General features: G+C 49.2%; 13 protein-coding genes. 2 read left to right on the top strand and 11 right to left on the bottom strand.

What is annotated here, in order from left to right; genetic code table 11:
* Positions 1 to 47: 47 nt before the first annotated feature.
* The gene (locus tag HRH59_RS08820; protein WP_173500916.1) at positions 48 to 902 is read right to left on the bottom strand and encodes a DUF3014 domain-containing protein; all 855 of its coding nucleotides are present in this window, start codon (positions 900 to 902) and stop codon (positions 48 to 50) included.
* A 113-nt stretch (positions 903 to 1,015) separates the two neighbouring features.
* Here HRH59_RS08820 and HRH59_RS08815 point away from each other — a divergent pair, with 113 nt between their 5' ends.
* Both HRH59_RS08815 and HRH59_RS08810 read left to right on the top strand, forming a co-directional pair.
* Positions 1,016 to 2,155 carry a patatin-like phospholipase family protein gene (locus tag HRH59_RS08815; protein ID WP_173500915.1) on the top strand — a complete coding sequence of 380 codons (1,140 nt, stop codon included), beginning with the start codon at positions 1,016 to 1,018 and terminating at the stop codon, positions 2,153 to 2,155.
* A 140-nt stretch (positions 2,156 to 2,295) separates the two neighbouring features.
* Positions 2,296 to 3,195: a GGDEF domain-containing protein gene (locus HRH59_RS08810; protein ID WP_173500914.1), complete on the top strand. Its 900-nt coding sequence runs from the start codon at positions 2,296 to 2,298 to the stop codon at positions 3,193 to 3,195.
* Positions 3,196 to 3,210: 15 nt separating this feature from the next.
* Here HRH59_RS08810 and tilS read toward each other — a convergent pair whose 3' ends face one another.
* The 10 genes from tilS to bamA form a co-directional block, all read right to left on the bottom strand.
* Positions 3,211 to 4,545, bottom strand: coding sequence for a tRNA lysidine(34) synthetase TilS (tilS, locus tag HRH59_RS08805; RefSeq protein ID WP_173500913.1), 1,335 nt, complete (start codon positions 4,543 to 4,545; stop codon positions 3,211 to 3,213).
* Positions 4,546 to 4,637: 92 nt separating this feature from the next.
* Positions 4,638 to 5,594 carry an acetyl-CoA carboxylase carboxyl transferase subunit alpha gene (gene accA, locus HRH59_RS08800; RefSeq protein WP_173500912.1) on the bottom strand — a complete coding sequence of 319 codons (957 nt, stop codon included), beginning with the start codon at positions 5,592 to 5,594 and terminating at the stop codon, positions 4,638 to 4,640.
* Positions 5,595 to 5,611: 17 nt separating this feature from the next.
* Entirely contained in the window at positions 5,612 to 9,082 is a 3,471-nt protein-coding gene (dnaE, locus tag HRH59_RS08795) for a DNA polymerase III subunit alpha (RefSeq protein ID WP_173500911.1), read from the bottom strand.
* Complete coding sequence (rnhB, locus tag HRH59_RS08790) at positions 9,079 to 9,678, bottom strand: ribonuclease HII (RefSeq protein WP_218573484.1); 600 nt, start codon at positions 9,676 to 9,678, stop codon at positions 9,079 to 9,081. The genes dnaE and rnhB overlap by 4 nt, the downstream gene beginning before the upstream one ends.
* Positions 9,656 to 10,822 carry a lipid-A-disaccharide synthase gene (gene lpxB, locus HRH59_RS08785; RefSeq protein WP_173500910.1) on the bottom strand — a complete coding sequence of 389 codons (1,167 nt, stop codon included), beginning with the start codon at positions 10,820 to 10,822 and terminating at the stop codon, positions 9,656 to 9,658. Before lpxB ends, rnhB begins: the two co-directional genes overlap by 23 nt.
* The gene (gene lpxA, locus HRH59_RS08780; protein ID WP_331460163.1) at positions 10,822 to 11,613 is read right to left on the bottom strand and encodes an acyl-ACP--UDP-N-acetylglucosamine O-acyltransferase; all 792 of its coding nucleotides are present in this window, start codon (positions 11,611 to 11,613) and stop codon (positions 10,822 to 10,824) included. The genes lpxB and lpxA overlap by 1 nt, the downstream gene beginning before the upstream one ends.
* Positions 11,594 to 12,007, bottom strand: a complete 414-nt coding sequence (gene fabZ, locus HRH59_RS08775) for a 3-hydroxyacyl-ACP dehydratase FabZ (protein ID WP_231702442.1) — start codon at positions 12,005 to 12,007, stop codon at positions 11,594 to 11,596. The genes lpxA and fabZ overlap by 20 nt, the downstream gene beginning before the upstream one ends.
* 53 nt (positions 12,008 to 12,060) lie before the next feature.
* Positions 12,061 to 13,113 (bottom strand): UDP-3-O-(3-hydroxymyristoyl)glucosamine N-acyltransferase, encoded by a 1,053-nt coding sequence (gene lpxD, locus HRH59_RS08770; RefSeq protein WP_173500908.1) that lies wholly within the window; start codon positions 13,111 to 13,113, stop codon positions 12,061 to 12,063.
* The gene (locus HRH59_RS08765) at positions 13,113 to 13,631 is read right to left on the bottom strand and encodes an OmpH family outer membrane protein (protein ID WP_173500907.1); all 519 of its coding nucleotides are present in this window, start codon (positions 13,629 to 13,631) and stop codon (positions 13,113 to 13,115) included. The genes lpxD and HRH59_RS08765 overlap by 1 nt, the downstream gene beginning before the upstream one ends.
* Before the next feature lie 23 nt (positions 13,632 to 13,654).
* Positions 13,655 to 16,144, bottom strand: a complete 2,490-nt coding sequence (gene bamA / locus HRH59_RS08760) for an outer membrane protein assembly factor BamA (RefSeq protein ID WP_173500906.1) — start codon at positions 16,142 to 16,144, stop codon at positions 13,655 to 13,657.
* Positions 16,145 to 16,167: the final 23 nt, after the last annotated feature.

The following is a 16,167-nucleotide window of genomic DNA, read 5'->3' as shown; positions in this document are numbered from 1 at the left end:
ACTATTTTGTCGGCTGACTTCCTAATGGCAAGCCAATATGGCAACAGTTAAGGTGCCGATAACAACGCCGTACGGTAGCGCTGCAACAATGTCTCAATGCGTTGGCGGTTATCAGGCCCCAGCCGGATTAGTTGCTTTTGCGCGGCGGGTAATTGCTCTATCGCCGGATCGGCAAAAATATACACTACTGACGGCCTTTCCAGCTCTAACGGATACTGCACTTGCGGTGTGGCCAACAGCAGATCTATGGCCGCTATAAGCTTATTTTTAAACAACTCATCCGGATAACCCAGTTCTGCGTAAGCTTGTTGCAGCAACGGCTCATAACGCTGAAACAAAGGCATCAGCTGTTGTGGTGGTACACTTTCCAACAGTTGAATATAAGGCGTATAACGAGCAAAACTCTGCTCATCAAGCAGCAAAGGCTCGCCTTCTTCCAGGCTAAAACGTTGTTCCAGTGGCATTAACACCGGCTGGCCAGCCACTAATTGGCCCTGAGCAATATTGTCAATCTGCACGACGACGCGGCGTAACATGTCTTCGGTAACAAACAGCCCTGCCAACCCAGGGCGCCAATCAAGCGCCAGTAAACGTTGTTTTACTTCTGTATCTGAGTGCTCTAATGCCGGTAATACCGGCTCATCTGCCACAGGAGCTGACTCAGGTTCATCTGCTACCGCGTCAGGCGTTTGCTGACTAACGTCAACTACCGGCTCAGGATCCGCTTCAGGTACTGCCTCAACTACTGCCGGCGTCTCCACTGCAGGAGGAGTTACGACAATGGGTTCCGGTTCAGGTTTTGCTGAAAATAACCACCACAGCGCTACCAGCAGCACTATGACTACAGCAGCAATACCAGCGTAGTATAACTGTTGACTGTTGTTGGATTTTTGTTCTGACATAAGGCCCTCACCTGCGATCTGATATTGAAACGCTATAAAGCGTTGCATTCCTGAATTATTCCAGCACTATACTAGGCAAAGAGCCTGTTGTATGGAAAAAGTTCAACCCTGCTATGTCTGAAACAGAAGTAAAGCCAGAAAAAAAGACCGCCTTGCTGTTAAGCGGCGGCGGCGCCAGAGCGGCATATCAGGTTGGTGTGCTCAAAGCCATTGCACAGCAATATCCGCGAAGCGCGAAATTGCCGTTTCAAATTATCAGCGGTACCTCTGCCGGCGCTATAAATGGCGCCGCCATGGCCTGTTATGCCTCTTGCTTCCACCTCGGGGTAAAAAAGCTGGAATGGATTTGGCGTAATTTTCACACCAACCAGGTGTATTACTCTGATTATCCGCGTATCTTCCGTCAGTTATTACGCGGTATTTTCAGTGCCTTTCAGGCCGATTATGCCAATAAGCATGCGGTAAGTTTGTTCGACAATAAGCCGTTACGGCAATTGCTGAGCAAGGTACTGGATTTAAAGCGTATTGACCGTAATATTATGGGCGGCTATCTGTCCAGCGTGTCGGTTACCGCATCATGCTATAACACCGGCGACTCTATTACGTTTTTTCAATCTGACAGTGCGCAGGAATGGCGCCGCGCCAAGCGCTGTGGCCAGCGCACTTTATTGGGTGTACATCACCTGATGGCATCTGCCGCCATTCCGCTGGTGTTTCCGACCGTGCGTATTCATCAGCAGTACTTCGGTGACGGTTCGGTAAGCCAACTGGCTCCTCTGAGTGCCCCTATTCATCTGGGCGCCGACAAAATTATGATCATTGGTGTAGCAGATCCGCGTAAAAATGAGCTTAACCAACGTATGCTGCATCATCCGGACCTGGCTACTATCGCCGGCCATTTACTCGATACCGTGTTTACCGACACCCTGAACTCAGATTTAGAGCGGATGCAGCGGGTAAATAATACTATTAAAACCCTGCAGCAACATGGTGTGCAATCTGATTTAAAACCGGTGCAAAGCCTGCTGATTAACCCAAGCCAAAATTTCGGCCAAATAGCCAGTGAGCATTTTTTATCACTGCCGCTGGCCGTCAGGACCATGCTGCGTTTTACCGGTATCCGCCAACACTCAGATTCCAGCCTTGCCAGTTATCTGTTATTTGAGCAGCGCTACACCCGTAGATTAATCGAATTGGGCTACGAAGATGCCATGGCACAGATGGACACTATTATGCAGTTTCTTGCCGATTAAAGCGTCAATTTGCTGTCAACGGCCAGGCAGTTTGGCCTGAACGGCGAAGTTGTCTTTTTAAGCTACTGAATTAAAATACATTTAATAAATGGCCTGATATTTGCTTTTATAAAAGCAGATAAGTACCAAAAGGTCATTTTATGGAATACGCATTACTACAGGATGTCGCATTCAGCAGTGCGCCGGGCTATGCGACAATTACCAAATTACAACATTGGCCTGAGCTGCCGGTAAGCGCCGAGCAAAGCCTGGTCAGTCAGTTGCAAACCACGCTGGATATTCAACAACAAGTGAATATCGTTTCAATGGCGGTGGGCAAAATTTTGCCGCTGTCAGCGCTGCAATTAAATACTGCGGTGGGTGAATTCCCTGCCCGCGGCTCTCAAGTTGCAGCCTTTGAGCATCGCAGCATGCTGGTACTGAATCAACAATGCCTGGCGGAACTGGTGTATCAAAGCGAATATGCCTTCACACCTATGCTGCAGCGTGAATTACTGTTGCTGGAATCTGAATGGTTATTTTCCCTACGCAACGCGCTGGTGGTAGCCCGCCTGCAACAACTGGCACTGAAAGACACGCTGACCGGATTAGGTAACCGCCGGTTTTTTGACGATGCGATTGCTAAAGCGGTACTACTGGCACAGCGCAACGACAGCAGTTGTGCATTACTCTTGCTCGACTTAGATAACTTTAAACAAGTAAACGATATTGCCGGCCATGCCGCCGGTGATGAGGTACTGTTGACAGTAGCCGGTTGTTTGCGCGATACGCTCAGGGCCACTGACAGTCTGTTCCGCTTTGGCGGTGATGAGTTTGCCGTGCTGTTGTCCGGCCAGGATGCTGACAGCGCACAGCTGGTGGCCAGACGCCTGCTTAAAGTGATTAACCAACACCATTTGTGCCAGCAATATAAGGTAAGTGCCAGTGCCGGTTTGGCGCAGTTAAAACCCGACATGGATGCCGGCCGGCTGTTTAAAGCGGCAGACGAAGCGCTGTACGATGCCAAAAACGCCGGTAAAAGCACAGTACGTTTTGCCTGATTAACCACATAACGCTTAACGGCGATGCCAGTTTAGCCAGTACAGCGCCTGCGCCGGTGCGTAACTGCTGGCGTAGCCTGCTACGGCAACTACTTCACCGTTAACCAGCAGCAATGGAATGCTCCGGCGCTGCCATGGCGGCACCTGCCACAGTTTAAACCACTGTTTTAACGGCTTATGCAGAGTTGCACCGGCGGGTTTAAAGCGCAAACTAAGTTTAGCAAACACCACATCTGCAGCACTGACACCCAGCGGTAACGCCGCCCCCTGTGGCTGTGCACTAAAGTGCAACTGCCCATACTGTGCCGGTAATGTTAATTCCGGCTCCCCCTGCCAGGTTAATAACTGCGGCAACGGTTCAGGCGCTGTCGCCTTAAGTATGTACAATTTACCGCCGTAGCGACGTAGCTCGTAATCAGCCAATACCAGCACCGGCGTAGCATCAACTCTGGCAGCGATCACTTGCTGCTTCAATGTGTTTAACCAGCGACTTTCCGGGTTTAAACCGTAACCGCTTAACCAACGGCGGATCACCAGGTCCTGTTGCAGCGGCAGCAGCCCCGCCAGTGCCGCCAATTGCAGACAGTTATCTGCGAGGCACTGTGCTAACGCCTGCTCTGTATAATGATCTGCCAACTGCTGTAAGTCGGCCAGATGTTGCATACTGCGTCCGGCGCTGCTGATAAGATGCGGCCAGCGTTGCAACAACAACGGGGTTATCCGGTGGCGGATAAAATTGCGTTCAAAGCGCAGATCGTTGTTACTGTCATCAGTAACCCAATTCAGCTTATTGCCATCCGCATAAGCTGCCAGCTCGCTGCGACTAAATGGCAGCAACGGTCGCTGCATCGTGCCCTCAGCAAAGCCGCGCACGGCCGCTATGCCGCTTAATCCGGCTGCGCCTGAACCGCGTTTTAGCGCTAACAACAACGTTTCCAACTGATCATCGCCATGATGTGCGGTAAGCAGCAAATGCTTGTCAGTGCTGACAAACTCAGCTAATGCCTGATAACGGGCGGTACGGGCTTTTAATTCAAGGTTGTCACGACCATGCAACTCTACACTGCGCACGGTAAATAACACATCACGGGCCTGACACTGCTGTGCGCAAAAATCGCCCCACTGCGCGGCATAAGCACTGATACCATGGTTGATATACACAGCCTGCAACGCAAAGGGCTGCATTTTTCGTGCTTTAGCCAGTAAATCCAGCAGAACCACAGAATCTAAACCGCCGCTGAGCGCCAGCACTACATGACTGTCAGCACGCAACGCCAGAGCCTGCAATATATAGTGCGGGCTGAGTTCAGGCGATAATGCAGTGCTAACAGCAGGTGTGTGTTCAGACATCAGGCGTATTACCCGGATTATAAAGATGATAAGGCTACCACAAAACAAAAAGCCAGTGCAGAGGCACTGGCTTAGCAGGGGTTAAACAACGCCTAGCAATAACCGTAAGACATCAAACGTTTATAACGGACGTCCAACAATTCTTTACTGCTCATTTTTTGCAATTTAGCTAAATCACGCAATAGCGCCTGCTTTAATGTTTGTGCCATTTGCTCCGGCGAGCGGTGCGCGCCACCCAAAGGTTCAGGCAGTACTTCGTCAATCAGTTTCAGCTCTTTAATACGCTCTGCAGTTATGCCCATAGCTTCAGCTGCCAACGGTGCTTTTTCGGCACTTTTCCACAAAATTGACGCACAGCCTTCCGGTGAAATAACAGAGTAAGTGCTGTATTGCAGCATATTTACTTTGTCACCCACACCAATAGCCAGGGCTCCACCGGAACCACCTTCACCGATTACGGTACAAATAACCGGTACTTTTAAACCTGCCATCACTTTTAAGTTACGCGCTATGGCTTCAGATTGGCCGCGCTCTTCGGCGCCGATACCAGGGTAAGCCCCCGGCGTATCAATAAAGGTAACGATGGGCATATTAAAACGCTCAGCCATTTCCATTAAGCGCAGTGCTTTGCGATAGCCTTCCGGACGTGGCATACCAAAGTTACGTTTAATTTTTTCGCGCGTATCACGGCCTTTCTGATGGCCGATAACCATTACCGGTATGTCACCCAAACGCGCAGTGCCGCCGATAATAGCCTGATCATTGGCAAAGGTGCGGTCGCCGGCTAAATCGTCAAAATCAGTAAACATATGCTGAATATAATCCAGCGTATAAGGCCGTAGCGGATGGCGCGCTAATTGCGCAACCTGCCAGGCTCCCAGCTCAGCAAAGATTTTCTTCGTCAGGCCCAGACTCTTTTCTTTTAATTTGTTGATCTCTTCTTCCAAGCCCAAATCGTAGTCGCCATTGCGGCTGACATTACGTAATTCGTCTATTTTTGCTTCAAGTTCAGCAATAGGTTGCTCAAACTCTAAATAATTCAGCATCATCGACTGTCACTACCTAATTAATTAAATTCCAGTTCTATTGTTGCCAATTGCTTTAACTGGTGCAACAAAGCGTCGGCCGGCGTTACCCACCATTGCGTTCCAAGCTGTAACATAACCTCGCCTTCCTGGCGTTGATAGCGGAGTTTGACCGGCACCGTACCTGCTTTAAATTCACCCAGTACCTGCTGTAATCTTTGCAGGTAATTGTGGTCTATTTGTGCCGATTGTACAGTGATATTCAACGATCTCAGAGATTTTTCCCTTACTTGCGTGATCTCGCTGACATCGCGGCCGGTCATTGTAAGGCCACCGTTAAAATCATCAAAGCTGACCTGTCCCGTTATTACCAGGATCCGGTCTTTTTGTAGCTGTTGTTCGAAGTTTTCCAGCAAATCCGGAAAAAACCGCACATCAAGCCGTGCCGACTTGTCATCCAGGGTAACAATAGCCCAGCGCCGGCCCTTTTTATTAATCATCACCCGCACCGATACAACCAAACCGGCGACAGTGACACTTTGATCTTTTTTCGTCGGTTGTAACTCTACTAAGCGACAAGAAACGTACCTGGGTATCTCTTGCAGGTAACGATTTATCGGATGCCCGGTTAAATAAAGGCCCAGGGTTTCGCGCTCGCCCTCCAGCCAAACCTCGTCCGCCCAGGGCTCAACCTGTTTAAAGGCTGCGGCAGCGTGCTCCGGTTCAGGGCTTAACAGACCGAATAAATCGTCCTGGCCCACTGCTTGCGCTTTAGCATGCTGCTCCGCCGCCTTCATTGCTTCTTCGAGCGTTGCCGACAACGCCGCACGGTGCGGGCCAAGGCGGTCCATAGCACCGGATAAAATCAGCTTCTCTATTACGCGGCGGTTGAGCTTTTTTAAATCGACCTTGGCGCAGAAATCAAATAAGTCACTAAAGCTGCCATGCTGGCGGCGCGCCTCAATAATGGCTTCTATCGGGCCCTCACCCACGCCCTTAATAGCGCCGATACCATACACAATATGGCCCTGTTCATTCACAGTAAATTTGTGCACACCGGCATTCACATCGGGCGGAATAAGCTTTAGCTTCATCCGCTCGCATTCATCCACCAGAGTGACTATTTTGTCGGTGTTATCCATATCGGCTGACATTACTGCCGCCATAAATTCAGCCGGATAATGCGCTTTCATCCACAGTGTTTGGTATGACACCAGAGCGTAGGCCGCCGAGTGCGATTTGTTAAAACCGTAGCCGGCGAATTTCTCTACCAGGTCGAAGATTTTAATTGCCAGCTCAGGGTCGATGCCATTTTTTGCCGCGCCTTCCTGAAAGGTATCGCGCTGCTTGGCCATTTCTTCCGGCTTTTTCTTACCCATAGCACGGCGTAATAAGTCGGCGCCACCGAGCGAATAACCCGACAGCACCTGGGCTATCTGCATTACCTGTTCCTGATACAGGATAATGCCGTAGGTGGGTTCCAGAATGGGTTTTAACGAGTCGTGCTGCCAGGTCGCATCGGGGTAGGATATCGCTTCGCGGCCGCGTTTACGGTCGATAAAGTTATCTACCATGCCCGACTGCAGCGGGCCGGGCCGGAATAGTGCTACCAAGGCTATCATATCTTCAAAGCAGTCCGGCTGCAGACGGCGGATCAAGTCCTTCATACCGCGCGATTCGAGCTGGAATACCGCTGTGGTATCTGCTTTTTGCAGCAGGTCAAAACTTTTTCTGTCTACCAGCGGAATACTGTTGATATCGATGCTGTCGCGGCCTTCTTTTTTCAGCCGCGTATTGGCCATGTTCACCGCCCACTGCAATATGGTCAGGGTGCGCAGGCCGAGGAAGTCGAATTTTACCAGGCCGGCATATTCAACGTCGTTTTTATCAAATTGAGTAACGGGGTTATTACCTTCATCGTCGCAGTACAACGGCGAAAAATCGGTAATTTTGGTGGGGGCTATTACCACACCGCCGGCGTGCTTGCCGGCATTACGGGTGACGCCCTCGAGCTGTCGCGCCATATCTATCAGATCTTTAACTTCCTGATCCTGGGCATACAGCTCAGGCAGGCGTGGCTCTTCTTTAAACGCTTGCTCCAGCGTCATGCCGGGCGTGGGCGGAATAAGTTTAGAGATCCGATCGACAAAACCATAGGGGTGGCCCAACACGCGGCCAACATCGCGGATCACCGCTTTGGCAGCCATGGTTCCAAAGGTAATAATTTGCGATACGGCCTCGCGGCCATACATATCAGCAACGTGGTCAATAACCTCGTCGCGCCGGTCCATACAGAAGTCGACGTCAAAGTCAGGCATCGATACCCGTTCAGGGTTTAAGAACCGTTCAAACAGCAGATCAAATTCCAACGGGTCCAGATCGGTAATTTTAAGCGCGTAAGCCACCAAAGACCCCGCACCAGAGCCCCTGCCCGGGCCTACCGGAATATCGTTATCTTTACTCCACTGGATAAACTCCATTACCACGAGGAAGTAACCCGGAAAACCCATTTGGTTAATAACGTCGAGCTCGATTTGCAAGCGTTCATCGTAACCAATACGCTTTTCTGCGCGGACCTTGTCATCAGGAAACAGCTGCAGCAAGCGTTCTTCCAGACCCTCGCGTGATTTCATTACCAGAAAGTCTGCATCGCTCATGCCGCCGGTTGGAAACGCCGGCAGAAAGTACTCTCCCAGCCGGATGGTCACATTACAGCGTTTGGCTATTTCAACTGAGTTTTCCAGTGCTTCCGGTAAATCGGCAAACAGTTGCTGCATTTGCTCAGCAGACTTTAAATATTGCTGCTCTGAGTAGTTTTTTGGCCGGCGTTTATCATCCAGCGTATAACCATCATGAATAGCGACGCGGATTTCATGCGCCGGAAAATCTTCCGGTTGTAAAAACACCACTTCGTTAGTGGCGACCAACGGCAAATTATGCTGCTCAGCCAAGCTCACCGCTTGTTGAATATACAGTTCTTCATCCGGCCGATCGGTGCGGGTTAATTCCAGATAAAACCGCTGCGGAAAATACTGCTGATAAAACGCCAGCAATTCCGTCGCTGTTTGGCTGTTTTGTTTAAGTAAGGCTTTACCGATAAGGCCATCTTTGCCACCGGACAAAATGATGATGCCTTTAGCATATTCTGCCAGCCAGTCGTGGTCAATTTGCGGTTTACCGTCGACATGACCACGTAAATAGGCTTTAGATATCAACTGGCTGAGGTTCTGATAACCGTCGTTGTCGGCTGCAAGCAGTAACATACGGCTACTCTCACTACCAAACAGCGGATGCTGCACATAGCAATCTACACCGATAATGGGCTTAATACCGGCCTCATGCGCGGTGCTGTAAAAGCGCACCAAACCACAGAAATTCATTTGATCAGTTAATGCCAGTGCCGGCATACCGAGCTTTTGTGCGGCTTTAACGATAGGTTTAACTTTGGCGACACCGTCGACCATTGAAAAGTCGCTGTGTACACGCAGGTGAACGAAAGCCGGCGAGCTCATAGGCCCTGTTGCTCCAGCACCAGCCGCACCGGCTTAAAACTGCGCCTGTGCTGCGGCAATACACCGTGCTGCGCAATCGCGGCCAAATGCGCCGCTGTCGGATAGCCTTTATGATCAGCAAAACCAAATTGCGGATAAGCCTGATGCAAGGTATGCATTTCTTCATCACGCGCGACCTTAGCCAGGATAGATGCCGCACTGATTTCCGGCACCAATAAATCACCCTTAACTACCGCTGTAGCGGGCAGGCCGAAGTCGGGAGTGCGGTTACCGTCTACCAAAACCCATTCCGGTGTTATCTGCAGGGCTGCTACTGCGCGACGCATCGCCAGCATAGTAGCGTGCAAAATATTCAGTTCATCAATTTCGTGAGGTTCAGCACGACCCAGCGCCCAGCAAAGCGCCTGCTGCTTAATCAGCTGTGCCAGTTCTGTACGACGCTTTTCCGATAACTTTTTTGAGTCTGTTAAGCCGGCTACAGGATGAGCCGGATCAAGAATAACCGCGGCAGTCACCACGGCACCGATAAGCGGGCCGCGGCCTACTTCATCAACACCGCAAATAAGCTGAACATCAGGCCGTTGGTACAGCATCATTTTTAACTACCTGTAATATGGCCTGCGCGGCTTTTGCGCTGGCGTCGCACTTAATGCTTTGATGAATGGTACGGTACTCTGCCAGTAAGGCATCGCGTTCAGCACTGAGCTGCGGTGTCATCGCCTCCGCCAGCGCTTGTGGCGTAACCTGATGTTGCAACAGCTCAGGTACCATAGCCTTACCAGCCAATAAATTCGGCAGGCTGAAATGCGCCAGCTTCACCAAACGCCGGCCAATTTGGTAAGTTAACCAATTGGCTCTGTACGACACCACCATCAGGCATTTTGCCAACATGGCCTCTAAGGTAGCTGTGCCGGAGGTAATGAAGGTAGCATCGGACGCCAGCAGCACCTGGCGCGCCTTACCGATAAACAGAGTGATATCAAGCTGTGGCGCCAATTGTTGTTTAATGGCGTTAAACTGAGCGGCTTTGGCGTCTGTAACCATATTACAAACAAACTGCAAATCGGGGAACTGTCGCTGCAACAGCATCGCTGCCTGCAAAAAGTCCGGTGCCAGCAACTTAATCTCGTTAGTACGGCTGCCCGGCATTATCGCAAGCACTGTGCGGGCCGGATGCAACCCCAGTTCAGTTTTAGCTGCGGCTTTATCCACTTGCAGTGGCATAGAGTCTGCCATGGTATGGCCGACAAAGGTACAGGGTACCTGATATTTATCGTAAAACGCTTTTTCGAACGGTAACAGCGACAACACCATATTAGTGGCAGCAGCAATTTTAAAAATACGCTTATGCCGCCACGCCCACACTGAAGGGCTAACGTAGTGTACGGTTTTAATGCCGGCTTGCTTCAGCTTTAATTCAACCGGCAAATTAAAGTCAGGCGCATCAATACCGACAAACACATCAGGTTTATCGGCCATTAACGCTGCAAGAATTTCACGCTTTACCTGCAGTAAACGTGGCAGACGGCCCAGCACTTCAACAATGCCCATTACCGCCAGCTCTTCCATATCAAACAGCGCAGTAAAGCCCAGCGCCTGCATACGCGGCCCGCCAATGCCGTAAAACACCGCATCGGGGTGAATGGCCTGAAGCGCTGTGATCAGATCAGCACCTAAAATATCGCCGGAGTGTTCTCCGGCGATAATAGCGACTTTCAACGGCCGGTCAGTGAGTGGCATCAGCGCACTATGCCTCTGCTGGCGTTAGCAATAAAGTCGGTAAACAGCTTAAGCTCAGGCATTTCTGCAGCTTTGCCTTGCAGCGCTGTTAAAGCTTCGGCTACCGTTTGGCCTTTCCGGTACACTTCTTTATAGGCACGGCGAATTTCCAACAGCGCTTCGCTGCTGTAACCGCGGCGCTTTAAACCTTCAGTATTAATACCGGCCGGTACGCAAGGTGCACCATGCACCATCAGGTACGGCGGAACATCTTTAAGTACGATAGAGCCACCGCCACAGAAACTGTGTGCGCCGATATGCACAAACTGATGCACGCCGGTCATACCGCCCAGAATCGACCAATCGCCAACGTGTACATGGCCGGCTGCTTGTGCGCCACTTGCAAAAATAACGTTATTACCAATCACACAGTCGTGAGCGATGTGTGTGGTATTCATAAACAAGTTATTGCTGCCAATAATGGTTTTACCCTGGTCCTGCACCGTACCGCGGTGCACAGAACAACCTTCGCGGAAAATGTTATTATCACCGACAATCAGTTGTGTGGCTTCACCCTTATACTTCTTGTCCTGGCAGGCTTCACCAATGCTGGCAAATTGGAAAAAGTGATTCCCTTTACCGATTGTGCAGGGGCCTTTAATCGCTACATGCGATTCCAATATGCAGTCGTCGCCGATAACCACATCATGCCCGATATAGCAAAACGGCCCGACTTTAACGTTATTGCCAAGCTTGGCGCTGGCTTCTATTACAGCAGATGGATGGATCACGTTATAGTTCTCTTCTGGCACACATCAGCTCAGCCGAGCAGACAATTTGGCCTTCTACTTTTGCTTCGCCGTAAAACTTCCACATGTTGCGGCGTTCTTTTAAAAACTTAACTTCCAGGATCATCGTATCACCGGGTACCACCGGCTTCTTAAAGCGGGCCTCGTCGATCGCGGCGAATAGATACAGTTCGTTTTCTGAGCGCTCTGATACCGTTTTAAAACCCAAAATACCGGTAGCCTGAGCCAATGCTTCAAGAATCAATACGCCCGGGAAAATAGGCATGCCCGGAAAATGACCGGTAAAAATCGGCTCATTAATAGTGACATTTTTCAGCGCTGTCAGACTCTCACCCGGCGTGAAATCCAGTACACGGTCAATGAGTAAAAACGGATACCGGTGTGGCAGTAACGCCATAATCTCCTGTACCTGGAGACTATTAAGTTGGTTAGCCAAGGTTGTTCCTCTGTTTAGTGATCAGCACCGGTTGCAGTGTGCATACCGGCCAGCTGTTGTTCCAGCTGCTTTACCCGCTGATAAAGTTGGTCAATCTGGCGTAGTTTAGCAGTATTTTTGCGCCATTCTATATTACTGGTGGCGGGAATACCTGATGAGTATACGCCTTTTTCAGTAATGGGTTTCATCACCATGGCCATACCGGAAATATGCGCGCCATCACAAATCTCTATATGGCCATTAATGCAAGCACCGCCGCCAATAATACAATAGCGGCCAATTTTGGTACTGCCCGCAATAATAGTGGCTCCCGCAATAGCTGTGTGGTCGCCTACTTTAACGTTATGGGCAATCTGACACAAATTATCGATAATCACATTATTACCGATTACGGTGTTATCTATAGCACCGCGATCTATGGTGGTATTAGCACCAATTTCACAATCGGCACCGATAACTACCGCTCCGGTTTGCGGGATCTTAAGCCAGTTACCGCGCTCATTAGCGAAACCAAAGCCATCCGAACCGATAACCGCGCCACTATGTACTATGGTACTGCGACCAATTTTGACACCATGATAAACCGAAACATTAGGCCAAAGCCTGACGTTATCCTCCAACACGGCTCTCTCACCGACAAAACAGCCAGCACCAATTTGCGCGTTCTCACCAACAATGGCACCAGCGGCAATAACCGCATTCGGCCCGATAGCAGCAGAGATCGCAACTTCGGCCGTCGGATCAATGCAAGCTGAAGAGTGGATACCCTTGGCGGCAGCCGGAGTAGAATCGAGCAATTGTGCCACGCGGGCAAACGCCACATAAGGGTCTTTCACCACCAGAGCGTTTACACCCGGCGGTACAAAAGCGGCATCATCAGCATTTAGCAACACAGCAGAAACGTTAGTTTCAGTTAAGTACTTGCGGTACTTACTGTTAGACAAAAAACCAATTTTCCCTGTGCCGCCATGCTCTAATGTCGCTGTAGCGCTGATGTTGCACTTAGCATTACCAATCAGCTGAGCACCTAACTGCTCAGCCAAATCTGCCAAACTATAACTACGCATTACTTCGCTTTACCGACCTGAGCAGCAACCGCATCAGAAATATCGTATTCCGGCTTAGCAAATACTGCGGCACCTGAATTTAATACCATATCAAATTTTTCCCGCTCAGCTACTGCGTCAATAGCCGTCTTAATTAACGACAACACTTTGTTACGCTCTTCAGCCTGGCGATTGCGGATTTCTTCATCCAATGGACGGGCTAACTGCTCATATTGCTGGCGCTGATTTGTTACTGCTGCCTTTAACTCTTCCTGCTGTTTCTCGCTCATTGTCGGACCGTCACGGCGCAGCTTTTCAATATTAAAGTTAATATCTTTTTCTAACTTGCCAACGGCTTCAATGCGCTGGGCAAACTCATTCTTAATAGTTTCTTGCATAGCAGCTGACTGAGGGATTTTTGCCGCAACAGCTTGTACATCAACAAAGCCGATTTTCATCTCTTTTGCCGCTACATTACCGGCCAACATTAAACCAGCCATCAGTACTAAAGCAGATTTTACTACACGTGTATTTAACATCTTTTATTCCCTATTTTTCTATTCTAGAAAGTTGTACCAATATTGAAACTAAAGTTTTCCTGCAAATCGCCTTCATACTTTTTGATGATTTTAGCCAAACTAAAGGTTAACGGCCCCATCGGCGAAATCCATTGTAAAGATACACCAGCGGTAGCACGAATCAAACCGGCATCTGAATAATCCTGCAACGCTGGCTCTCCCTGAAAGCGCGGAGCCTGAATCAAGCTTGCATAACGGTTAAGATCAAACTCAGTATCCCAAACGTTACCGGCATCAACAAATAAGCTGGTACGCACAGAGTTACGATAATCATCGCTTAAAAACGGCGTAGGTGTGATCAACTCCAGCGTTAACACCCCCATGGCATTACCACCGATAGAACGCGGCGATACTGAGTAAGTATCATTCTCCGGCCCACTGGGGAACGGTGCACTACCACTATTAGGGTCCGGCAAGCCAGGGACGAATTGCGCCTCACGGAAGATAGCATGCGGGCCGATAATGCGACTTTCAAAACCACGAATATTTTGGCCACCGGCATAAAAGTTTTCGGTAAACGGCAAGGTGTAGTCATAGCCATTTTTTGAGCCGTAGCCATTGCCGTATCCCAGCTCAAGTTTTGACAAGAATGACCAGGCATGGTCATTGCTCAGTGGAATATAATTACGCCCTTCAAACGTGGTTTTAAAGTAGTTTAAGTCAGAATTGGGTGTAGTAGCTTTTAAGCTTAGTCCCAAATAGTGTCCAGCCGTTGGAAACAAGCCACGGTTTAGTGTACTGCGCACCCAGGAGGCGGATAATTCATAGTTAGTAAAGTTATAACCGCCATCAGGATTTTGCGCGTCGAGTAACACGGCGCGGAAATGGCGTAACTGATCATATTCATTAATTGAATTAATCTTGTTTACCACATAGTTAGCGCCAAAATTGAGCCGGTTATACTCATTTATCGGATAGCCGATATTGGCACCAAAACCATAACGACGTTGATTATAGGCTTCAAGGTTTGATGAAGCGCTACTGTAATCGACGTCAGAGTAAAATACCTGGCCGCCAAGGCTTACACCATCAAGCGTGAAATACGGATCGGTATAAGTGGCACTGATTGATTTTTGGTATTTGTTGGTATTCAGACTGATACCGGCACTGTTGCCGGTACCAAAAAAGTTTTCCTGTTGCACACCAATCTGGAATGACAGCCCCATATAGTTGCCATAAGAAACACCGGCATTAAAGCTGCCTGATGGCTGTTCTTTAATGTTAAAACCGATATCTACCAAGTCATCAACACCGGCAACCGGGGTGGTGTCAAACTCAACGCTCTCAATATAAGGTAAACGCTGGATCCGCTGTTTCGACAGCTCCAACGCATCATTTGACAACCAGGCACCTTCCATTTGACGCAGTTCACGGCGTAATACCTCGTCGCGGGTATTACTGTTACCGCTTACCGCAATGCGCCGCACATACACGCGTTTACCCGGCTCAACACTAATGGTTAACTCTACCTGATTGGTATCGTCGTTAATTTGCGGAATAGTACGTACTTTAGAATTGGCATAACCGAAACGGGCTAATAACTTAGCGATGCTCTCTTCGGTGTAAGTCACTAACGCACCGTTATACAACTCACCGTCTTTTAATGGCAGGATCTGGCGGATAAACTCGTCCTGCCCTATCAGATCGCCAACAAATTTAACGCCACTGATGGTATATTTTTCACCTTCAGTCACGTTAAGTGTGACATACACTGACTCTTTATCCGGGCTAACCGATACCTGCGACGAGTCGATATTAAAACGCAGATAACCACGGTCAAGGTAATGACTGTTGATTTTCTCTATGTCGCCTTGCAGTGTCTGCTTCTGGTAGCGGTCAGAGGATAAAAAGCGCCACCAGGGTAAATCTTGCTTAGACTCAATATCCCTTAACAGCTCTTCGTCAGAAAAAAGCTGATTACCCACCACGTTAATCTGCCGTATCGACGCCGCGTCGCCCTCTTCAAATTTAATTTTCAGATTAACACGGTTACGCGGCAGGTAAGTGGCCTCAATTTCGACTTCTGCCTGATATTTACCCACACCGTGATAAAACTCTGTTAAGCCGTTTTCAATGCTTTTTAAAATAGTTTTATCCAGCGGCTCTCCCACTTCAACGCGGTTGCCGGCCAAGCTCTCATTGAGTTGCTCTTCTTTAATATCTTTATTGCCATCAAATTCTATCGCATTAATGGTCGGACGCTCACGCAAACGGTAAATAACCGTATTACCGTCACGGTACACCTTTATATCGTCAAAATGGCCGGCGGCGTAAAGTGTGCGGATACTGCGGGATAAACTGTATTCCGTAACTGTGTCGCCAACATTAAAAGGTAAATTATTCAACGCCGCGCCCAGCGCAACACGTTGCAGACCTTCGACCTGAATATCCTGAACCGTAAATGATTCTTCAGCGAGCACCGAGTTACTGGCAGAGGCAAGTAACATCGCAGCTACTAATCGTTTAATTGTCATTATTTGAACTACTTATGATTAGT

The sequence above is a fragment of the Rheinheimera lutimaris genome, assembly GCF_013283795.1.
GTDB classification, from domain to species: domain Bacteria; phylum Pseudomonadota; class Gammaproteobacteria; order Enterobacterales; family Alteromonadaceae; genus Alishewanella; species Alishewanella lutimaris.
Note: the sequence above shows the minus strand (reverse complement) of the source record. Positions and strands in the feature narration are given on the sequence as shown.